Raw genomic sequence first — 19,726 nt, forward strand, 5'->3', positions numbered from 1 at the left:
AGAGTCTATCGGCCGTGGCACAGTCCGCAGCCGAGCCGTGGATCAGGAGGCCACCACCAGCCGGCGCGGCGACACCGGGGTCGGCGCACCGAACGGAGGGCCGGCCGGGGTCCAGGAGCCGAGCACGGCGGCCCGGGTCGCGCCGGTCACCGAGGGCACCGCGCCGGGCAGCCCGTGCCAGCTCAGCCAGCCCAGCAGCGCGAACGCGTACGCCTCCTTGGCCTGCGCCGGCACGCCCAGCTCGTCGGTGGTGCGCAGCCGCCAGCGGCCCGCCCCGAGCGCGGCCAGCCGTGCCCGAAGTGTGGGATTACGCACTCCCCCGCCGGCGGCCACCACCTCGGTCACCCGGTGCCGGTCGCAGGCGTCGGCGACCGTGCGGGCGGTCAGCTCGGTGAGCGTGGCCAGCACGTCGTCGGCGGCCACCGGCTCGCCCACGGCGGCCAGCGCGGCGTCCAGGTAGCCGCCGTGGAACAGCTCCTTGCCGGTGGACTTGGGCGGCGGCGCGGCGTAGTAGGGCTCGGCGAGCAGCCGGGACAGCAGCGCCCCGTGCACCCGGCCGGCGGCGGCCCGCGCCCCGTCGACGTCGCACGGCCGGCCCAGGAACCGGCGGGCGGCGGCGTCCAGCAGCGCGTTGGCCGGGCCCACGTCGTACCCGAGGACCGGCGCCCCGGGCGCGACCACGGTGAGGTTCGCGATCCCGCCGAGGTTCAGCGCGGCGCGCGGGGAGGCGCCGGCGTCGAGCAGCAGCGCGTCGAACGCCGGGACCAGCGGCGCGCCCTGCCCGCCGGCCGCGACGTCCGCCGAGCGCAGGTCGTGCAGCACCGGTACGCCGACCCGCGCGGCCACCCGGGCCGGCGCGCCGAGCTGGAGCGTGCCGCGCACCCGGCCGCCGTCGACCCAGTGGAAGACGGTCTGCCCGTGCGACACCACCGCGTCGGCCGCGCCGCCGGCCAGCTCGACCCCGACGGCCGCGGCCTCGGCGAACACCTCGCCGAGCCGGTTGTCCAGCCGGCAGACCGCCTCGATCGTGGTGGCCGCCGGTGGCAGCAGCGCGCCGATCCGCTCCCGCAGGTCGTCCGGGTAGGCCAGCTCGCGGTGACCGAGCGGTCGCAGCCGCAGCGTGTCCCCGTCGAGGGTGAACTCGCCGGCCGCGACGTCCACCCCGTCGTACGACGTCCCCGACATCAACCCGACGATGCGCAAGGAAGGGCCCCCTTTGACGGATCCGGTAGAGGAAGGGCCCCCGCTCAACGCGCCGGGGGCAGGAACAGGCCGACCAGCTCGACGTGCTGGGTCATCGGGAACAGGTCGAACCCACGCAGCTCGGTCAGCCGCCAGCCCGCCTCGGCGAACGTCCGCACGTCCCGGGCGAACGCGGCCGGGTCGCAGGCCACGTAGGCCACCGCGCGCGGGCTCGCGGCCACCACGCCGCGCACCACCGCCGCGCCGGCGCCCGAACGCGGCGGGTCGAGCACCACCAGGTCGACCGGGCCGGTGATCCGGCGGCGGGCCAGCGCGGTCTCCACCCGGGCCGCGACCACCTCGACGCCGGACAGGTCGGCCAGGTTCGTCCGGGCCGCGGCCACCCCGTCCGGGGCCGACTCGACCACTGTCACCCGGGCCCCGTCGATCCGCCCGGCCAGCGCGGCGGCGAACAGCCCGGCCCCGCCGTACAGGTCCCACGCGGTCTCGCCCGGTTTCGGGTCGACCAGGTCGAGCACGGCGTCGACCAGGGCGTCCGCGGCGGCCGGATGCACCTGCCAGAAGCCGGAGGCGGGCAGCGTGAACGACCGCCCGGCCGCCGTCTCCCGGACCCGCTCCGGCCCGCTCACCCCGGTCGCCACCCCTTCGGCGTACGCGACCACGGCGACGTCCCCGCCGCTGCTGGCGACCGTCTCCACCGCGTCGGCGTCCGGCCAGCGGGCGCCGGTGACGGGGAGCACCGGCAGCTCCTGGATCGCCGGGTGGGCGATCAGGCAGCGGTCGATCGGCACCACCTCGTGCGAGCGGTGCTTGAGCAGCCCGGCCCGGCCGGCGGCGTCGACCGCGTAGCGAACCCGGGAGCGCCAGCCCAGCGGCCCGCCGGGCAGCGCCTCGACCCGGACGGCGAGCGCGTCCACCTCGGCGTCGGTGAGGCCGCCCAGCCGGGTGAGCTGTTCGCGCACCACGGCGACCTTCCAGTCGAGCTGGGCGGCCGGCGCGACGTGCTGGAGGTCGCACCCGCCGCACGCGCCCGGCCGGGCGTACGGGCAGGGCGGGGTGACCCGGTCCGGCGAGGCGTCGAGGATCTCCACCGCGTCGGCGCGGGCGAAGCCCCGGTGCAGCTCGGTCACCTCGGCGACCACCCGCTCGCCGGGCAGGGCGTGCCGGACGAAGACCACCTGGCCGCCGACCCGGGCCACGCAGTGCCCGCCCGGGGCGACCGCGTCGACGGTCAGCTCGACCCGCTCGGCCTCCTCCAGCCCGGGGCGTGACGGCGCGCTCATGACCGGCCCTCCTGATCGTCGGGAGGCGTGGCGCCGGGAGGCGTGACGCCGACCGGTGGCGGCAGGGTGCTCTGCGGCGCGACCCGGGGGCCACGGGCCGGGCCCCGGCTGAGCGTGGCGTCGAGGCGGTCCAGGTTCTTGCTGGCGGTGGACGCGAGCTGCCAGGGCACGCTGGTCACCATCACGCCCGGCTCGAACAGCAGCCGGCCCTTGAGCCGCAACGCGCTCTGGTTGTGCAGCAGGTTCTCCCACCAGCGGCCCACCACGTACTCCGGAATGAAGACGGTGACCACGTCGCGGGGCGACTCGCGGCGGACCGAGGCGACGAAGTTGATGATCGGCCGGGTGATCTCCCGGTACGGGGAGTCGATCACGGTCAGCGGCACCGGCAGCTCGCGGCGCTCCCAGTCGGCCTGCAGGTCGCGGGTGTCCTTCTCGTCGACGTTGACGGTGACCGCGGTGAGCGTGTCCGGCCGGGTGGCCCGGGCGTAGGCGACCGCCCGCAGGGTGGGCTTGTGCAGCTTGCTGACCAGCACGATGGCGTGGTTGCGGGCGGGCAGCACGGCGCGCTTCTCGGTCGGCTCCAGCTCGGCGGCGATCCGGTCGTAGTGGCGGCGGATGCCGAGCATGACCACGTACATCACGGCCATCGCGACGATCGCGATCCAGGCGCCGAGCAGGAACTTGGTGACCAGCACGATGACCAGCACCACGCCGGTCATGGCCATGCCGAACGCGTTGATCGCCCGGGACCGGACCATCCGCCGCCGCGCCTCGGGGTCCCGCTCGTTGCGCAGGTGCCGGTTCCAGTGCCGGATCATGCCGGCCTGGGAGAGCGTGAACGAGACGAACACACCGACGATGTAGAGCTGGATGAGCCGGGTCACCTCGGCCTGGAAGCCGACGATCAGCACCACCGCGGAGACGGCGAGGAAGACGATGCCGTTGGAGAACGCCAGCCGGTCGCCCCGGGTGTGCAGCTGCCGGGGCAGGTAGCGGTCCTGCGCGAGGATCGAGCCGAGCACCGGGAAGCCGTTGAACGCGGTGTTCGCGGCCAGGAACAGGATCAGCGCGGTCATCCCGGCGACGACGTAGAGCAGCACCGAGCCGCCGCCGAACACGGTCTCGCCGAGCTGCACGGTGACCGTCTTCTGCACGTACCCGTCCGGGCCGGAGACGATCTGGCTGGGGCTCTCGACGAACTGCAGGCCGGTCCGACGGGCCAGCAGGATGATGCCGACCAGCATGGTGACCGCGATGCCGCCGAGCAGCAGCAGCGTGGTCGCCGCGTTCTTCGACTTCGGCGACTTGAACGCCGGTACGCCGTTGGAGATCGCCTCGACACCGGTGAGCGCGGCGCAGCCGGAGGAGAACGTCCGCAGCAGCAGGAAGATCAACGCGAACCCGGTCACGCTGTGCTCGGCGTGGATCTCCAGGCCGGCGCTCGGGGCGCGCAGGTCGTCGCCGAGCACGAAGATCCGTACCGCGCCGGTCAGCAGCATGCCGCCGATGACGATGACGAAGCCGTAGGTGGGGATGGCGAACGCGGTGCCCGACTCGCGCAGGCCGCGCAGGTTGATCGCGGTGAGCAGCACCACCGCGCTGACCGCGATGAGCACCTTGTGGGTGGCCACGAACGGCACCACCGAGCCGAGGTTGGCCACCCCGGAGGAGACCGACACCGCGACGGTCAGCACGTAGTCGACGAGCAACGCGCTGGCCACCGCGAGGCCGGCACGCGGCCCCAGGTTGACGGTGGCCACCTCGTAGTCGCCGCCGCCGGAGGGGTAGGCGTGCACGTTCTGCCGGTAGCTCGCCACCACGGTCAGCATCACCACGACGACGGCGAGGGCGACCCACGGCGAGAAGAAGTACGCCGAGGCGCCCGCGATGGAGAGCGTCAGCAGGATCTCGTCCGGGGCGTACGCCACGGACGAGAGCGCGTCGGACGCGAAGACCGGCAGCGCGATGCGCTTCGGCAGCAGGGTGTGCTGCAGGCGGTCGGACCGGAACGGTCGACCGAGGAGGAGTCGCTTCAGCAGCGAGGTGGGGCTGGCCACAACCGACAAGCGTACGGCCACCCGGCGCGGGACGGTGGGGTGGCTGATCACCGCCGTGCGCGCCCGCACGGTACGGTCGGTGCCCCGTCGGGGGCGGGGACGTGGCAGGCTTCGCAGAGGACGGGTCGGCGGGCGGCACCGTGGGAGGAGCGGACACCGTGCATGTCGTGATCATGGGCTGCGGCCGGGTCGGGTCGACCCTGGCCCACAGCCTGGAGTCCCGGGGGCACTCGGTGGCGGTGATCGACCAGGACGCGGACGCGTTCCGCCGTCTCGGGCCGGACTTCGCGGGCATCACGGTCACCGGCGCGGGCTTCGACGGCGAGGTGCTGCGCGAGGCCGGCATCGAGCGGGCCGACGCCTTCGCCGCGGTCTCCAGCGGCGACAACTCCAACATCATCTCGGCCAGGCTGGCCCGGGAGACGTTCGGCGTCTCCCGGGTCGCGGCCCGGATCTACGACCAGCGCCGGGCCCAGGTCTACGAGCGCCTCGGCATCCCGACCGTGGCCACCGTCCGGTGGACCGCCGACCGGATGCTGCGCCACCTGGTCCCCGAAGGCAACGTGGAGATCTTCCGCGACCTGACCAGCACCGTGTCGATCGTCGAGGTGCCGGTGCACAAGGACTGGATCGGCCGGCCGCTGCGGCAGCTCGAGGAGTCCGCCGGCGCCCGGGTGGCCTACCTGACCCGGTTCGGCATCGGCACCCTGCCCACCGCCTCCACCGTGGTGCAGGAGGGCGACCAGGTCTTCATGCTGGTGACCGACGACATCGCCGCCTCGGTCACGTCGGTGGCGGCGGCGCCGCCGGAAGGGGGGCACTGAGCCATGCGGATCGCCATCGCCGGCGCCGGCAACGTGGGCCGCTCGATCGCCCAGGAGCTGATCGACAACGGCCACCAGGTGATGCTGATCGAGCGTCAGCCCAAGATGCTGCGGCCCGACCGGGTGCCGACCGCCGACTGGGTGCTGGCCGACGCCTGCGAGCTGGCCAGCCTCGAGGAGGCCAACGTGGCCGGCTGCGACGTGGTGGTGGCGGCCACCGGCGACGACAAGGTCAACCTGGTGGTGTCGCTGCTGGCCAAGACCGAGTTCGCGGTGCCCCGGGTGGTGGCCCGGGTCAACCGGGCCGAGAACGAGTGGCTCTTCACCGAGCAGTGGGGCGTCGACGTCGCGGTCAGCAAGCCGCGCGTGATGGCGGCGCTGGTCGAGGAGGCGGTCACCGTCGGCGACCTGGTCCGGCTGATGACGTTCCGGCAGGGCGAGGCGAACCTGGTCGAGATCACCCTGCCGCCGACCGCGCCCTACGTCGGGCAGCCGATCCACGCGGTGCCGATCCCCCGCGACGCGGCGCTGGTGGCGATCCTGCGCGGCAAGCGGGTGCTGGTGCCCACCCCGGACGACCCGATCGAGGCCGGCGACGAGCTGGTCTTCGTGTGCACCGCCGAGGTGGAGGACGAGGTGCGCGCGGTGATCCTCGGCCCGGAGAGCACCGAACGGCAGCGCGGACGCGCCTGACGCCGGCCCGGCGTCAGGCCCCCGGCAGCGGGGTGACGGCGGCGTCCTCCCGGGTGACCCGGCGCACCACCCAGACCGTGATCAGCAGCAGCAGCGCGTACGGCGGGTAGCCCAGGGCCAGCCGGGCCACGCCGAGCGCGGTGTCCTGGTGGGCCAGGTAGAGCCCGGCCTGCACGCCGACCTTGGCCAGCCACACCACGCCCCAGAGCACGGTGAGCTGGGTGAACGTGCGCACCAGCTTGGGGTCGTCGCGCCACTCGGAGCGGCCCTTGGCCACCAGCACCGACCAGATCCAGCCGACCAGCGGCTGCCGGATCACGGCCGAGAGCAGCAACGCCAGGCCGTAGCCGATGCCGTAGAGGATGCCCGGCAGGTAGAAGTCGCGCTCGTTGCCCGTCCGCCAGGCGATGGCCGCGCCGATGCCCACACCGAACAGGCCGTTGACCGCGTGCCGCACCGGCTTGCGCTGGACCAGCCGGAGCACGGCGATCAGCAGCGCCACCGCGATGGAGGCGATCACCGCCGGCCGCAGCTCGCCCACCACGTTGGCGATCACGAAGACCACCACCGGGATGCTCGACTCGACCAGGCCGCGCCACCCACCGAGCTGGTCGGCCATCTGCTCGGCGATGCTGGGCAGCCGCTCCTCGTCCTGCGGGTCGAGCCCCGACGGGGTGTGCTGCTGTCCGGTCGTCACTTCGGCGGCTCCAGCTCGTAGTGCGGGTTGTAGATCACCTTGCGGTCGTCGCGCACCGCCACCCGGCCGTGCGCGGTGAGGTGCCGGCCCGGCTCGATCCCGGCGATGTGCCGCCGGCCCAGCCAGACCAGGGTGACCACGTCGTTGCCGTCGTAGAGGTCGGCCTCCAGCGTGGGCAGGTTGGTGCGCGGCGTGTAGACCACCGTGCGCAGCCGCCCGGCCACCGAGACCACCTGGCCGCGGTTGCACTGGTGGGTAGGGGTGCCGCCGGACTCGGCGCTCTCCCGCCGCAGCTCCTGCGCCTCGATCTCGGCCTCGCTCGCGGTGAGCCGTTGCAGGAGCCGCCGCAGCGACACCCGGCCCTGGTCGGTCGTCATGACCTCCGCGTCACCCTCTCCACCGGCGGGGCTCCGCGGGCGGCGGAACCGTCAGGCCAGCGTACGCCGGTCCGGCCCGTCGGCGGCACCGCCGGGCACCAGCGGGCACGCGTCGCGGGCCCGACCTGCCGGTCCACCAGCGGCCGGGGGCGGATCCGCGGGCCGGACCGGCGGATCCGGGGGCGGACACGCGGGCCGGACCAACCGGACCGGGGGCCGACACGCGTCGGACCCGGTCCCGCCGGCTCGTGCGCCGACGGGGCCGGGCCCGACGCGGTGACTCAGACCTCCTGCGAGCCCGCGGCCTGCTGCTCCGCGGCCTGCTGCTCGGCGACCTCGCGGGGCAGCCGCAGCGGCAGCGGCTCACGGACCGGCTTGGCCTCCTGGCCGCGGTCCACCACCAGGCCGTCCAGACAGGCGGCGAGCGGGCCGGCGGCGGCCGGGTCGGTGGCCGCCCGGCCCTGGAAGACGCCGCGCACCATCCAGCGCGGCCCGTCGATGCCGACGAAGCGCAGCTCGGTCACCCCGTCCGGGGTACGCACCCGGGCGCGCAGCTCGGGGCCGCGCTCGCCCTCGACCTCCTCGGCGGTGGCGCCGTCGTTCGCCAGCGAGGTGCGGATCTCCTCGCGGACCTCGTCCCAGATGCCGTCCGAGCGGGGCGCGGCGAAGACGCCGAGCTGCAGCGCGTTCTGCCCGTGCACCAGCACCACCTGCTGGATCACGCCCTGCGGGTCGGCCTGCACCCGCACCTCCACGTCCGGCACCGCCGGGATCTGGAGGCTGCCCAGGTCGAGCCGGGGCTCGTCGGGCGCCTCGCTGACGTCGTACGGGCCGCGGGCCGGACCCGTCGAGGTCTCCTCGGCGGCCAGGGCGCCGTTGTCACGCGCCTGCCGCGCCTCGTCGGCCCGCTTCCGGGAGAAGATCACTGCGTCCACCCTCCGCTGTTCGCACTCACCCTGCCACCTCTTCGTTCTGCCCGCCGGCCGCAGCCGGAACCAGCCCGGCGTGCCCGCCGGTGGACCCGTGGCCGCCGGCGCCGCGCCGGGACCCGGGCAGCTCGGCCACCGGCCGGAACTCGGCCCGGGCGACCCGCTGGACGACGAGCTGCGCGATCCGGTCGCCCCGGCTGATCCTGGCCGGCGTGTCCCGACCATGGTTGATCAGGTTGACCAGGATCTCACCCCGGTAGCCGGCGTCGACCGTACCGGGCGCGTTGAGCACCGTCACGCCGAGCCTGGCGGCCAGCCCCGATCGGGGGTGGACCAGCCCCACATACCCCTCCGGCAGGGCCACCGCGACGCCGGTGGGCACCAGCGCCCGGCCGCCGGGCGGCAGCTCCACGTCCGCGGCGGCCACCAGGTCCGCGCCGGCGTCGCCGGGATGGGAGTACGCCGGCAGCGGCAGCTCCGGGTCGAGCTGCCGTACGGGCACGGGCACGACATCTGTCACGGTCATCCTCTTCCGTCCGGTCCTCGCGGGGTGACCCTGCCATCCTGCCGGTTGGCCGGCCCGCCACGCGCCGTACCCTCGCAGTGTGCGTCAGTCGTCATCCCCGGCCGCCCCGACGGCCACCCCCGCGCCCTACGCGGAGCGTCTGGGGCTGCCCTGGTGGGCCTGGCCCGCCGGGCTGGCCGTGGCCGGACTGCTCGCCGCCGAGCTGTGGCTGGGCGCGACCGGGTTCCGGGCCTGGCTGCCGTTCGTGCTGCTGATCCCCGCCACGGTGGCGGCCCTGGCATGGCTGGGCCGGATCCGGGTGGCGGTCCGCGACGGCGAGCTGCTGGTCGACGACGCCCGCCTGCCGGTGCGTCACGTCGCGGACGCGGTGCCGCTGGACGCGGCCGGCCGGCGTGAGGTGCTCGGCGTGGGCGCCGACCCGCTCGCCTTCGTGGTGCAGCGCCCGTGGGTCGGTGGCGCCGTCCAGGTGGTGCTCGACGACCCGGCCGACCCCACCCCGTTCTGGGTGGTCAGCACCCGGCACCCGGTGGAGTTGGCCGCGGCGTTGCTGGCCGCCCGCGACGCCGCCTGAGCGCGGCCGGGACCCCTCAGGCGGGCTTGCCGGGCAGCCCTCGGGCGGTGTGCCGGAGGTCCTTGCGGAGCTGCTCGCCCAGCGCCCGGGTGGCCCGCCGGTTGAGGTAGCCGGCCACTGCCGCGCCGGTCAGGAACGGCCCGAGCGTGGTGAGGTTGCGGCCGAAGCGGCGCAACAGACTGTCCCGCAGCTCCCGGCGGGCGGCGGTGCCGAGCACGGCGCTCACCCCGACGCCGGGCATCATCGGGTTGATCCCCCGCTGGCCGGTCCAGGACTGCACCAACGCGACCGTACGTGCGGTGCCGCCGGTGGGCAGCGGCATCCGGTGCAGCTCGTGCAGCTCCCCGATGAGCTTCAGCTCGATCGCCACCACGGCGACCGTCTCGGCGGCCAGCAGGACGGGGGCGGAGAGCAGGGTCGGCGTGACCGCCCACTCGACCGCGGCGACGCCGCCACCGGCCGCGCCGACGCCGGCGGTGGCCCGGGACGCGTTGCGGACCAGTCGGTCGGCGAGCGCGTCGTCGTCCAGGCCGGGGAAGTGTCGCCGCAGCGTGGCGACGTCACGGATCGGCACGTGCGGCGCGACCTCGGCGACCGTCTCGGTCATCCAGCGCAGTGCCGCCTTCGGTTTGAACAGGTCGCTGATCCCGCGGGCCCGGGCCTGGCCGACCAGCCGGACCAGCAGTTGCCGGCGGCGGGCCGGCGCGATGTCGTCGGCGGTCAGCGCGGCGACCGTGGCGCCCAGTTCCTCGCCGGCGTCGCCGGACGGGTCCCCGCCGGACGGGTCGTGGGCCGGGTCGGCGCCGGTCGGGTCCGGGGACGTCGGTCCCGTCCCCGGGACCGGCGTCCGGTCGGTACCGCCGGTCCGCTCGCTGCGCTCGCTCACCCGTCCGCCCTCCTGCTCCGCGCGGCGTGGAGGCCGCCCGTACGAGTCAAGCAGCTTCCCGCCACCGGCGCACGGCGGCTCGAACAGCGGCGGCCCCGTCGAGGAGGCCGCCGCCGGTGTCCCGGCTCGGGATCAGACGCACTCGCGGCAGATCAGGTCGCCGTTGCGCTCGACCGCCAGCTGGCTGCGGTGGTGGACCAGGAAGCAGCGGGCGCACCGGAACTCGTCCTGCTGCATCGGGAGGACCTTGACCGTGAGCTCCTCGTCGGCCAGGTCGGCGCCGGGCAGCTCGAAGCTCTCGGCCACCTCGGCCTCGTCCACGTCCACGGCGCCCGACTGTGAGTCGACCCGCCGGGCCTTGAGCTCCTCGAGGCTGTCCTCGCCGAGGTCGACCTCGTCGCGACGCGGGGCGTCGTAGTCGGTGGCCATCGGTTTCACTCTCCAATATCGATATGGTCGCTGCCGGTTGTAACGCCGGACGACGCCGTTTCGGTTCCCCTGGCCGGCCACCATCTGTGTCGGGCACCCGACCCGACGACCGTTGGGTCGGGCTTGCCGGAGCGGAACCCCCCGGCGAGCGCGGAACCTTACCCCCCCTTTGGGCGAGGCATGTATACCGCCCTCGCGGGAGAGATGTACGCCCCTGGGCCCGAAGTTGTTCCCAATGTGACTCAGGCGACACGAAGATAGGGGTAGTCCTACCCGTTCCCTCCGTGGCGCGCCGGCATGTCGGACTGTTTCCACGCGGGAGCCGGACAAGGGTTAACCTCAGCGGCGTACTCCGACGGTCGACAGACGCGGCCCGACCGCGGCGGCCGCCGCCACCCAATCACTGTCCGGGGAGCGCCCAGGATGAGTTTTGCGCGAGTGCGGGCACTCGTTGTCGTCGGACTGCTGGCGGTCATCGCCCTGGTCTTCGTGATCGTCGCGGTGGTTCGCGACAGCCAGAGCGAGGCCGGCACCGCCGCCGGCTGTCCGGACGGCTGGCCGCTGGTCGACCTGCGACTACGCGAGCAGAAGGACGTGAAGATCAACGTCTTCAACGCCACCGACGAGGCCGGCCGGGCCGGCAGTGTCGCGGACGACTTCCGCAACCGGAAGTTCCAGGTCAAGAAGGTCGGCAACGAGAAGAAGGCGGTCGACGGCGTGGCGGTGCTGCGCTTCGGCCCCAAGGGCGTGGGCTCCGCCCACCTGCTGCGCGCCTACTTCCTGAACGAGGCCGAGCAGGTGTTCCAGCCCACCCGCAAGGACGACACGGTCGACGTGGTCCTCGGCAACAGCTACCAGCAGCTGGCCACCACCACCGAGGTGAACCAGTCGCTCGGCGACCTGGGCGCGCCCGAGGCTCCGGCCCAGACGTGCCCGATGCCGGTCGAGAAGTGACCGGCGGGCCGGACCACCGGCCCGATGACGACACAGGGCGGCCCCCGGTGCATCCGGGTGGCCGCCCTGTCGCCTCCCCAGCGCGGGCACGGCTTCTCCGGCGCGGCCGCGGCGCGAGCACGGCTTCCTCGGCGCGGGCACGGCTTCTCCGGTGCCGCGGCGCGGGCTCGGCCGCCCGGCGGGCCGGAGTGCGGGTCACGGGCCGCCGGAGGCGTCCAGGTCGGTGAGGCGGGTGTGCAGCGGCCCGTGCAGCGCCGGCGGCGCGGCGAGCACCAGGTCCGGTCCGGCCGGCCGGCCGGACACCCCGGTCACCAGCAGCCCGGCCTCCCGCGCCACCAGCCCGCCGGCGGCGAGGTCCCAGGCGGCCAGCCCCTTCTCGAAGTAGGCGTCCACCCGCCCCTCGGCGGCGAGGCAGAGGTCGAGCGCGGCCGCGCCCATCCGGCGGATGTCCCGCACGTGCGGGATCAACTCGGCGACCACCCGGGCCTGGTGCGAGCGGCGGCCGGCGTCGTAGCCGAAGCCGGTGGCGACCAGCGCCTGCCCGAGATCGGTCTCGGCGGAGCAGCGCAGCCGCCGGCCGTCCCGCCAGGCCCCGCCGCCCACCGTCGCGGTCCACTCCTCCCCGGTGTACACGTTGCGCACCACCCCGGCGACGACCTCGCCGGCCACCTCGGCGGCGAGCGACACCGCGCAGTAGGGCAGCCCGTAGAGGTAGTTGACGGTGCCGTCGATCGGGTCGACGACCCAGCGCACGCCGTCCGGCGCGGCCGGGCCGGTCTCCCCGGCGCCGTACTCCTCCCCGAGCACCGCGTCACCGGGCCGCCGGTCCCGTAGCGCGGCCAGCACCTGCCGCTCGACCGCGCGGTCGGCGGCGGTGACCACGTCGGTCACCGTGCTCTTGGTCGCGGCCACCGACACGCCCTCGGACCGCATCCGGTGAGCGGTGGCGGCGGCGTCCCGCGCCACCTCGACGGCGATCGTGAGCAGTTCCTGCGGCGAGGGTGCCGAGGTCGTCATGTTCGTCCCTTCCCGCACGACCGGGACCGCCCGGTTCGCGCGTGGGTATCATCCTTACAAAGTCCACATCTGCGCCGAATCGGCGGTCCCGGCCGCGGTTACGCCGTGCGGCGCAGGATGATCGCGGCAGACGGCGTTACAATTCACCCTGCCCACGCGCCACGGACCGCCAGCGACCGGACGGACCGGGACACGGGGGTCCCTCAAAGACTCGCCCGGCACGGCCGTTCGTGCTGCGCCGGACGACCCGGCCGTGCTCGCTCTTCGCCTCCGGAAGGTCATTCGTGACAGAACCCCGCCAGACCGGCGCCGACGTTCGCTCGCTCACCGACACCCTGATCGCCCACGCGCAGAGCGCCGGCGGTCAGCTCACGTCGGCCCAGCTCGCGCGCACCGTCGAGTCCGCTGAGGTGACCCCGGCCCAGGCCAAGAAGATCCTCCGCGCGCTCTCCGAGGCGGGCGTGACGGTGGTGGTCGACGGCTCCGCGAGCACCCGACGCCGGGTCGCCGCGGCCCGCTCCGCCACACCGGCTTCCCGGGCCACCACCGCCAAGACCACCAAGAAGGCCGCCGCGCCCGCCCCGAAGCAGGCGCCCGCCGCAGACGAGGCTCCCGCCCCGGCCCCGCGCAAGGCCACGGCCCGCAAGGCCGCCGGCGGCGCCGCCGAGGTGGCCGCGAAGGCCGCCCCGGCGAAGGCCACCAAGGCGACCCGGGCCACCAAGGCCACCGTGGCCGCCAAGACGGCCGCGGCCAAGCCGGCGAAGCCCGGCGCCGAGGGTGACGTGGACCCGGAGACGCTGGCCGCCGAGATCGAGGACGTGGTGGTCGAGGAGCCGGCCGAGCTGGCCCAGGCCGCCGCCGCCGACGCGGCGAGCTCCGCCACCGACGGCGACTTCGAGTGGGACGACGAGGAGTCCGAGGCGCTCAAGCAGGCGCGTCGCGACGCCGAGCTGACCGCCTCCGCCGACTCGGTCCGCGCCTACCTCAAGCAGATCGGCAAGGTTCCCCTGCTCAACGCGGAGCAGGAGGTCGAGCTCGCCAAGCGGATCGAGGCCGGGCTCTACGCCGCCGAGCGGCTGCGCGCCGCCGACGAGGGCGAGGAGAAGCTGGTCCGCGACATGCAGCGCGACCTGATGTGGATCTCCCGGGACGGCGAGCGGGCCAAGAACCACCTGCTCGAGGCGAACCTGCGACTGGTGGTGTCGCTGGCCAAGCGCTACACCGGGCGGGGCATGGCCTTCCTCGACCTCATCCAGGAAGGCAACCTCGGCCTCATCCGCGCCGTCGAGAAGTTCGACTACACCAAGGGCTACAAGTTCTCCACGTACGCCACCTGGTGGATCCGCCAGGCCATCACCCGCGCCATGGCCGACCAGGCCCGCACCATCCGCATCCCGGTGCACATGGTCGAGGTGATCAACAAGCTTGGCCGGATCCAGCGCGAGCTGCTCCAGGACCTGGGCCGCGAGCCCACCCCGGAGGAGCTGGCCAAGGAGATGGACATCACACCGGAGAAGGTGCTGGAGATCCAGCAGTACGCCCGGGAGCCCATCTCGCTCGACCAGACCATCGGTGACGAGGGCGACAGCCAGCTCGGTGACTTCATCGAGGACTCCGAGGCCGTCGTGGCGGTCGACGCGGTGTCGTTCTCGCTGCTGCAGGACCAGCTCCAGCAGGTCCTGCAGACGTTGTCCGAGCGTGAGGCGGGTGTGGTGCGGCTGCGCTTCGGCCTCACCGACGGCCAGCCGCGCACCCTGGACGAGATCGGCCAGGTGTACGGCGTGACCCGGGAGCGCATCCGCCAGATCGAGTCCAAGACCATGTCCAAGTTGCGGCACCCCTCGCGTTCCCAGGTGCTCCGCGACTACCTGGACTGACCGCGCACGTCAACCAGACGTGTCGCTTTGATCACCAGCCGTAGAACACTGATCGGTGATCGGTCGGTTGCACGTTTGTGATCGTTGACGTGGCACCCTTGGTGCACGGCACACTGTCTTCCACGCCAGGTGTGACCTCGGTCCCCCGCGGGCACACAGGGAAGGCAGGGCCCGAGATGGGTGTTGCACGATAGGTGAGCAACGACCGACGAGTGTGTTCATCGGTGACGACCAGAGGAGGAAGGCGATGACCCCGACCCTCACGCCGCCGCCCGAGACGGTGAGCCCCCCGGCCGCCGATGAACGGTGCGACCGCTGTAATGCTGCCGGCAAGCTCCGCATCACCCTGTCGGGTGGGAGCGAGCTGGTGTTCTGTGGGCACCACGCGAACAAGTACGCGGAGGATCTCGTGAAGATCACCGTGCGGTACGCGACGGACCCGGAGTTCAGCTGGCGGGGCACCGATCTGATGGCGAACTGAGCCGACAAACAATCCGCAACGCGACATAACCGACCGGAGACGCCCAGACGGGCGGCCTCCGGTCGGTTTTTCGTGTCCTGCCGTCGGTGGTGTTGACAAGGGGCCCCGCCTCTACCGCAGGCGTTAAGAAGGGGCCCCGCCTTACAAGGTCTGGACGGTGGCGATGCGCTCCTCGAGCTGCTCGATCGTCGCCTGGGCGCTGGGCGGGCCGCCGCAGATCCGGCGCAGCTCGGCGTGGATCTTGCCGTGCGGCTGGCCGGTGTGGTGGTGTCGGGCGGCCACCAGGGCGTTCAGTTGCCGCCGTAGGGCCACCCGACGCTGGGCCGCACTCAGCGCCGGGGGCGCCGCCACCGGCGCGGCAGCGGCCGGCTCAGCGGTCCGCTGGGCCGCCCGGCGCTTCTGCGCGGCGAGCTGGTCGGCCTGCCGCTTGGTCAGCAGCAGGGAGACCTGGTCGGCGGTGAGCAGACCGGGCAACCCGAGGTATTCCTCCTCCTCCGGCGTGCCGGCCTGGGCGGCGGTGCCGAAGGACGCGCCGTCGAAGATGACCTGGTCCAGCTCGGCGGTGGCGGAGAGCGCGGCGAACCGCTTCTCCAGCTCGCCGCTGGCGCCGTCGTCGCGCTGGGCGCGCTCCAGCAGGTCGTCGTCGAAGCCCTCGCGGTCCTTGGGCTTGCCGAGCACGTGGTCCCGCTCGATCTCCATCTCGCTGGCCAGCCCGAGCAGGTGGGGCACGCTGGGCAGGAACACCGAGGCGGTCTCGCCGGGCCGGCGGGCCCGGACGAACCGGCCGATCGCCTGCGCGAAGTAGAGCGCGGTGCTCGCGCTGGTCGCGTACACCCCGACGGCCAGCCGGGGGATGTCCACGCCCTCGGACACCATCCGCACCGCGACCAGCCAGCGTTGCTCGGACTCGGCGAACGTCGCGATCCGCGCGGACGCGCCCTGGTCGTCGGAGAGCACCACGGCGGCCTTCTCACCGGTCACCTGCTCCAGCAGCTTCGCGTACGCGCGCGCCACCTGCTGGTCGCTGGCGATGACCAGGCCGCCCGCGTCGGGCATGCCGTTGGCCCGCAGCACGCTCAGCCGGGCGTCGGCGGCGCGCAGCACCTGCGGCATCCAGTCGCCGGCCGGGTCCAGTGCGGTGCGCCACGCCTGCGCGATCAGGTCCTGCGTCATCGGCTCGCCCAGCCGGGCGGCCAGCTCGTCGCCGGCGTTGGTGCGCCACCGGGTCTCCCCGGAGTAGGCCAGGAACAGCACCGGCCGGACCACGCCGTCGCGCAACGCGTCGGAGTAGCCGTAGACGGAGTCGGCGCGGGAGCGCAGCAGCCCGTCGCCGCCGCGTTCGTAGCTGACGAACGGGATCGGGTTGTCGTCGGAGCGGAACGGCGTGCCGGTGAGCATCAGCCGGCGGACCGCGGGCTCGAACGCCGCCTTGACGCCGTCGCCCCAGGTCCGGGCGTCACCGGCGTGGTGGATCTCGTCGAGGATGACGAGCGTCCGCCGGGTCATCGTGCGCCGCCGGTGCACCTGCGGCGCCATGCCGACCTGGGCGTACGTGACCACCACGCCGTGGAAGTCGGCGGCGGAGTGCAGGTCGGCGTTGCGGAACGCGGCGTCGAGCTGGATGCCGACCCGGGCCGCGGCCTGTGCCCACTGGGTCTTCAGGTGCTCGGTGGGCGCCACCACGGTGACCGCCTCGACGGTGCCGTCGGCGAGCAGTTCGGCGGCGATCCGCAGGGCGAACGTGGTCTTGCCGGCGCCGGGCGTGGCGACCGCGGTGAAGTCCTCGGCCCGGCGGCGCAGGTATTCCACCATCGCCTTGCGTTGCCAGGAACGTAGGGGCGGGAACGTGTCGAGCGCCGGCAACCGCGGTGGCACGCGTGCTCCTCTCCCCATGAAAAGACCCTCGCGCATCCGGTGCCGCGAAGGCCGACCCAGCATAACCAGCGGGGGCGTTCCGCCCCACTCGACGCCACGCCTGTCACATCCGCACCGTCGGCACCGGGGCGGACCAGCGCCGGCGCAGCGAGATCAGGCGCAGCCCGAAGACGAAGACCGCCGCGCCGGTCAGTGGCACGGTGGTGGCCTGCCCGTACGTCGACAGCAGCGCCACCACGACGGAGCCGGCGAGCGCGGCCACGGCGTAGATCTCCCGGCGCAGCACCACCGGGATCTCACCGGTGAGCAGGTCCCGGCCGAGCCCGCCGCCGATCGCGGTGAGCATGCCGATCATGCAGGCGCCGACCGCCGGCACGTGCGCGTCGAGCGCCTTGAGCGTGCCGGTGACGGTGAACAGCGCCAGCCCGGCCGCGTCGAGCACCAGCACCGTGGTGCGGAGCCGGGCGAACTGGGGATGCAGCCGGAACACGGCCGCGGCGGTCACCGCCGCGGTGACCGCGTAGCGCCAGTCGGCGAACGCCAGCGGGGGCACCTCGTCGATGACCAGGTCGCGGAAGATGCCGCCGCCGAGGGCGGCGACCACGCCGACGAAGACCACCCCGAACAGGTCGAGCCGTTTGGCGACCGCCGCGGAGGCGCCGGAGGCGGCGAAGACCGCCACGCCGGTCAGGTCGGCGAGGAGCAGGGCGGTGGAGGTGGTCACCGCCGCAGGTTACGTGGGCGGGCGGCGGAGCCGCCCGCGATCACTCGCCCCAGGACTCGTAGATCTCCTTGCACTTCGGGCAGACCGGGGAACCGGGCTTGGCGGCCTTGGTCACCGGGAAGGTCTCCCCGCACAGCGCGATGACGTACGTGCCCATGACCGCGCTCTCGGCGATCTTGTCCTTACGCACGTAGTGGAACATCTCGGGGCCGGTGTCGGCGTCCTTCTGCTCCGGGCGTTCGAGAATCTCAGTGCTCACGTCCCACCTCCGGCTTTCCAGTTTCGCAGGCCGGCCGGGTCGGGTCCACCACAGCCCTCCCGGCGGGCGGCCCGTAACGTAACGGAAGTGACCAACTTTCGCATCAGCCTCGGTGGTGAGGTGGCCGACGCCCTGCGGGACGGCCGCCCGGTCGTGGCGCTGGAGAGCACCATCGTCTCGCACGGTCTCCCCCGGCCGGACAATCTGCGCGTGGCGCGGCAGATCGAGCAGGCGGTCCGGGACGCGGGCGCGGTGCCGGCCACCATCGGCATGGTCGCCGGTGAGCTGCGGGTGGGGTTGGACGACGCCCAGTTGACCCGGCTCGCCACGGTCGACGGCGTGAGCAAGCTCTCGGTCCGCGACCTGGCCCCGGCGGCGGCCACCGGCGCGGACGGGGCCACCACGGTCGCGGCCACCAGCGCGGTGGCGGCGGCGGCCGGCATTCCGGTGTTCGCCACCGGCGGGCTCGGCGGGGTGCACCGGGAGGCGGCGCAGACGTTCGACGAGTCGGCCGACCTGGTCACGCTGGCCCGTACCCCGATCGCGGTGGTCTGCGCCGGGGTGAAGTCGATCCTCGACGTCGGCGCCACGCTGGAGCGGCTGGAGACGCTGGGGGTGGGCGTGGTGGGCTACCGCACCCGCCGGTTCCCCGGGTTCTATCTCACCGACGCCGGTTTCGACCTGGACTGGTCGGTGGACTCGCCGGCACGGGTGGCCGACGTGCTGGCCGCCCGGGCCGCGCAGGGCATGCACCGGGGCGCGCTGATCGTGGCCAACCCGCTGCCGGCCGGCGAGCAGCTCGATCCGGCGCTGCACGACCGCACCCTGGCCGACGGGTTGGAAGCGCTGGCCCGCGAGGGCGTCACCGGCAAGGCGGTGACCCCGTTCCTGCTGGCCCACTTCCACGCCGCCACCGAGGGCGCCAGCCTGGCGGTGAACGTCCGGATCATCCTGCGCAACGCCGACCTGGCGGCGCGGATCGCGGTCGCCGCAGCCGGCCTGCGCGCCGGCACCCCGTGAGCGCGGCGCCGCGCGTCGTCGTCGTCGGCGACGTGATCACCGACGTGGTGGCCATGCTGTCCGGGCCGCTCGCGACCGGCTCGGACACCGCGGCCGGCATCCGGTTCAGCGGCGGCGGGCAGGCGGCCAACACCGCGGCCTGGCTCGCCGGGCAGGGCGCGGCCGTGACGCTGGTGGCGGCGGTGGGCGACGACGAGACCGGCCGGGAACGGGTGGCCGAGCTGACCCGGATCGGCGTGGACTGTGCGGTGGAGCGGCACGAGGGCTACCCGACCGGCACGGTGATCGTGCTCACCCACGACGGGGAGCGCACCATGGTCAGCCAGCGGGGCGCGAACCTGCGGCTGACCGCGCGCCACGTGGACGCCGCGCTGGCCGGGGCGCCCGACGCCGGGCACCTGCACCTGTCCGCGTACACCCTGTTGGACGTCGCGTCGCGCGGCGCGGGCCTGCGCGCGCTGGCCGCCGCCCGCGAGCGCGGGCTGACGGTGAGTGTCGACGCGGCCTCCGCGGCGCCGTTGCGGCGCGTCGGCGGGGCGTTCCTGACCTGGGTACGCGACGTCGACCTGCTGCTGGTCAACACGGACGAGGCGACGGTGCTGGCCGGCGGCCTGGACCCGGCGGCGCAGGCCCGGGCGCTGACCTCGGTGGCGCACCGGGTGGTGGTCAAGCGCGGCGCGGCCGGGGCGGTCTGGGTGGAGCGCGGCGGCCGGGTGGAGGCCGCCCCGGCGCCCGGGGTGGCAGTGGTCGACGTCACCGGTGCGGGGGACGCGTTCGCCGCCGGCCTGCTCACCGCCTGGCTGGCCGGCGCCGACCCGCACGCGGCGCTGGCCCGGGCCGGTGACCTGGGCGCGATGGCCGTGACGACGGTGGGAGCCCGCCCGGGCGCGTGACCCCGATGTGGTCCGGCGACGGACGGGTGACCGGCGCGCGGGAGCCGCGGCCGGTGGGCGTGTCGCGCCGGGGACAGGGCATCGCTGTTGAGCGGCATGCCTCTCGGTCATATTTATGACTGAGAGGCATACCGCATTTTTCTCAGAT

At 74.1% G+C, this 19,726-nt stretch carries 21 protein-coding genes; 8 read left to right on the forward strand and 13 right to left on the reverse strand.

Annotated features, from left to right (window positions below; all coding sequences use genetic code 11):
• Positions 1-42: 42 nt before the first annotated feature.
• From O7598_RS21465 to O7598_RS21475, 3 genes are read right to left on the reverse strand one after another with little or no spacing between them, the layout of a single operon-like run.
• Entirely contained in the window at positions 43-1,251 is a 1,209-nt protein-coding gene (locus O7598_RS21465; protein WP_332367384.1) for an anhydro-N-acetylmuramic acid kinase, read from the reverse strand.
• The gene (locus O7598_RS21470; protein ID WP_269693109.1) at positions 1,248-2,486 is read right to left on the reverse strand and encodes a class I SAM-dependent RNA methyltransferase; all 1,239 of its coding nucleotides are present in this window, start codon (positions 2,484-2,486) and stop codon (positions 1,248-1,250) included. Before O7598_RS21470 ends, O7598_RS21465 begins: the two co-directional genes overlap by 4 nt.
• Positions 2,483-4,546, reverse strand: coding sequence for an APC family permease (locus O7598_RS21475; protein ID WP_269693110.1), 2,064 nt, complete (start codon positions 4,544-4,546; stop codon positions 2,483-2,485). Before O7598_RS21475 ends, O7598_RS21470 begins: the two co-directional genes overlap by 4 nt.
• A gap of 158 nt (positions 4,547-4,704) precedes the next feature.
• Here O7598_RS21475 and O7598_RS21480 point away from each other — a divergent pair, with 158 nt between their 5' ends.
• Positions 4,705-5,370, forward strand: coding sequence for a potassium channel family protein (locus O7598_RS21480; RefSeq protein ID WP_269693111.1), 666 nt, complete (start codon positions 4,705-4,707; stop codon positions 5,368-5,370).
• 3 nt (positions 5,371-5,373) lie between these two features.
• Positions 5,374-6,063, forward strand: coding sequence for a potassium channel family protein (locus tag O7598_RS21485; RefSeq protein WP_091070549.1), 690 nt, complete (start codon positions 5,374-5,376; stop codon positions 6,061-6,063).
• 13 nt (positions 6,064-6,076) lie between these two features.
• Here O7598_RS21485 and O7598_RS21490 read toward each other — a convergent pair whose 3' ends face one another.
• The 4 genes from O7598_RS21490 to dut all read right to left on the reverse strand — a co-directional run bounded on the left by O7598_RS21490 (position 6,077) and on the right by dut (position 8,586).
• Entirely contained in the window at positions 6,077-6,760 is a 684-nt protein-coding gene (locus tag O7598_RS21490; protein ID WP_269693112.1) for a DUF3159 domain-containing protein, read from the reverse strand.
• Positions 6,757-7,137, reverse strand: coding sequence for an OB-fold nucleic acid binding domain-containing protein (locus O7598_RS21495; RefSeq protein WP_091070543.1), 381 nt, complete (start codon positions 7,135-7,137; stop codon positions 6,757-6,759). Before O7598_RS21495 ends, O7598_RS21490 begins: the two co-directional genes overlap by 4 nt.
• Before the next feature lie 281 nt (positions 7,138-7,418).
• On the reverse strand, positions 7,419-8,063 hold the full coding sequence (locus O7598_RS21500; RefSeq protein ID WP_091070541.1) for a DUF3710 domain-containing protein: 645 nt from the start codon (positions 8,061-8,063) through the stop codon (positions 7,419-7,421).
• 25 nt (positions 8,064-8,088) lie between these two features.
• Positions 8,089-8,586: a dUTP diphosphatase gene (dut, locus tag O7598_RS21505; protein ID WP_269693113.1), complete on the reverse strand. Its 498-nt coding sequence runs from the start codon at positions 8,584-8,586 to the stop codon at positions 8,089-8,091.
• Positions 8,587-8,671: 85 nt separating this feature from the next.
• Here dut and O7598_RS21510 point away from each other — a divergent pair, with 85 nt between their 5' ends.
• Positions 8,672-9,163, forward strand: a complete 492-nt coding sequence (locus tag O7598_RS21510; RefSeq protein ID WP_091070536.1) for a DUF3093 domain-containing protein — start codon at positions 8,672-8,674, stop codon at positions 9,161-9,163.
• 16 nt (positions 9,164-9,179) lie between these two features.
• Here the strand turns inward: O7598_RS21510 and O7598_RS21515 are convergent, their stop codons facing one another.
• Both O7598_RS21515 and O7598_RS21520 read right to left on the reverse strand, forming a co-directional pair.
• Positions 9,180-9,908: a hypothetical protein gene (locus O7598_RS21515; protein ID WP_269694934.1), complete on the reverse strand. Its 729-nt coding sequence runs from the start codon at positions 9,906-9,908 to the stop codon at positions 9,180-9,182.
• 273 nt (positions 9,909-10,181) lie between these two features.
• The gene (locus O7598_RS21520; RefSeq protein WP_013284790.1) at positions 10,182-10,478 is read right to left on the reverse strand and encodes a DUF4193 domain-containing protein; all 297 of its coding nucleotides are present in this window, start codon (positions 10,476-10,478) and stop codon (positions 10,182-10,184) included.
• 438 nt (positions 10,479-10,916) lie between these two features.
• Here O7598_RS21520 and O7598_RS21525 point away from each other — a divergent pair, with 438 nt between their 5' ends.
• Positions 10,917-11,432: a LytR C-terminal domain-containing protein gene (locus tag O7598_RS21525; protein WP_175441518.1), complete on the forward strand. Its 516-nt coding sequence runs from the start codon at positions 10,917-10,919 to the stop codon at positions 11,430-11,432.
• A 195-nt stretch (positions 11,433-11,627) separates the two neighbouring features.
• On the opposite strand, the gene O7598_RS21530 is transcribed toward O7598_RS21525, so the two are convergent.
• Positions 11,628-12,449: an inositol monophosphatase family protein gene (locus O7598_RS21530; RefSeq protein WP_269693114.1), complete on the reverse strand. Its 822-nt coding sequence runs from the start codon at positions 12,447-12,449 to the stop codon at positions 11,628-11,630.
• A gap of 284 nt (positions 12,450-12,733) precedes the next feature.
• On the opposite strand from O7598_RS21530, the gene O7598_RS21535 reads away from it, so the two are divergent.
• On the forward strand, positions 12,734-14,326 hold the full coding sequence (locus tag O7598_RS21535; RefSeq protein WP_269693115.1) for an RNA polymerase sigma factor: 1,593 nt from the start codon (positions 12,734-12,736) through the stop codon (positions 14,324-14,326).
• Between the two features lie 247 nt (positions 14,327-14,573).
• Positions 14,574-14,807: a DUF7455 domain-containing protein gene (locus tag O7598_RS21540; protein WP_091070720.1), complete on the forward strand. Its 234-nt coding sequence runs from the start codon at positions 14,574-14,576 to the stop codon at positions 14,805-14,807.
• A gap of 141 nt (positions 14,808-14,948) precedes the next feature.
• Here O7598_RS21540 and O7598_RS21545 read toward each other — a convergent pair whose 3' ends face one another.
• The 3 genes from O7598_RS21545 to O7598_RS21555 all read right to left on the reverse strand — a co-directional run bounded on the left by O7598_RS21545 (position 14,949) and on the right by O7598_RS21555 (position 17,665).
• A complete protein-coding gene (locus tag O7598_RS21545) occupies positions 14,949-16,682 on the reverse strand; it encodes a DEAD/DEAH box helicase (protein ID WP_269693116.1) in 1,734 nt (577 codons plus the stop codon).
• Between the two features lie 103 nt (positions 16,683-16,785).
• Positions 16,786-17,406, reverse strand: coding sequence for a trimeric intracellular cation channel family protein (locus O7598_RS21550; protein WP_269693117.1), 621 nt, complete (start codon positions 17,404-17,406; stop codon positions 16,786-16,788).
• Positions 17,407-17,446: 40 nt separating this feature from the next.
• Positions 17,447-17,665, reverse strand: a complete 219-nt coding sequence (locus tag O7598_RS21555; protein ID WP_091070524.1) for a DUF3039 domain-containing protein — start codon at positions 17,663-17,665, stop codon at positions 17,447-17,449.
• An 87-nt stretch (positions 17,666-17,752) separates the two neighbouring features.
• Between O7598_RS21555 and O7598_RS21560 the strand changes: the two genes are divergently transcribed.
• Complete coding sequence (locus O7598_RS21560; RefSeq protein WP_269693118.1) at positions 17,753-18,685, forward strand: pseudouridine-5'-phosphate glycosidase; 933 nt, start codon at positions 17,753-17,755, stop codon at positions 18,683-18,685.
• A complete protein-coding gene (locus tag O7598_RS21565) occupies positions 18,682-19,578 on the forward strand; it encodes a carbohydrate kinase family protein (protein ID WP_269693119.1) in 897 nt (298 codons plus the stop codon). The genes O7598_RS21560 and O7598_RS21565 overlap by 4 nt, the downstream gene beginning before the upstream one ends.
• Positions 19,579-19,726 lie beyond the last annotated feature (148 nt).

Origin of the sequence: Micromonospora sp. WMMC241 (assembly GCF_027460165.1) — a bacterium.
Classification (GTDB): domain Bacteria; phylum Actinomycetota; class Actinomycetes; order Mycobacteriales; family Micromonosporaceae; genus Micromonospora; species Micromonospora humi.

Coding starts and splice junctions, on each gene's coding strand:
- O7598_RS21470 (WP_269693109.1), bottom strand. CDS start 2,486: ATGAGCGCGCCGTCACGCCCCGGGCTGGAGGAGGCCGAGCGGGTCGAG.
- O7598_RS21485 (WP_091070549.1), top strand. CDS start 5,374: ATGCGGATCGCCATCGCCGGCGCCGGCAACGTGGGCCGCTCGATCGCC.
- O7598_RS21495 (WP_091070543.1), bottom strand. CDS start 7,137: ATGACGACCGACCAGGGCCGGGTGTCGCTGCGGCGGCTCCTGCAACGG.
- O7598_RS21520 (WP_013284790.1), bottom strand. CDS start 10,478: ATGGCCACCGACTACGACGCCCCGCGTCGCGACGAGGTCGACCTCGGC.
- O7598_RS21530 (WP_269693114.1), bottom strand. CDS start 12,449: ATGACGACCTCGGCACCCTCGCCGCAGGAACTGCTCACGATCGCCGTC.
- O7598_RS21540 (WP_091070720.1), top strand. CDS start 14,574: ATGACCCCGACCCTCACGCCGCCGCCCGAGACGGTGAGCCCCCCGGCC.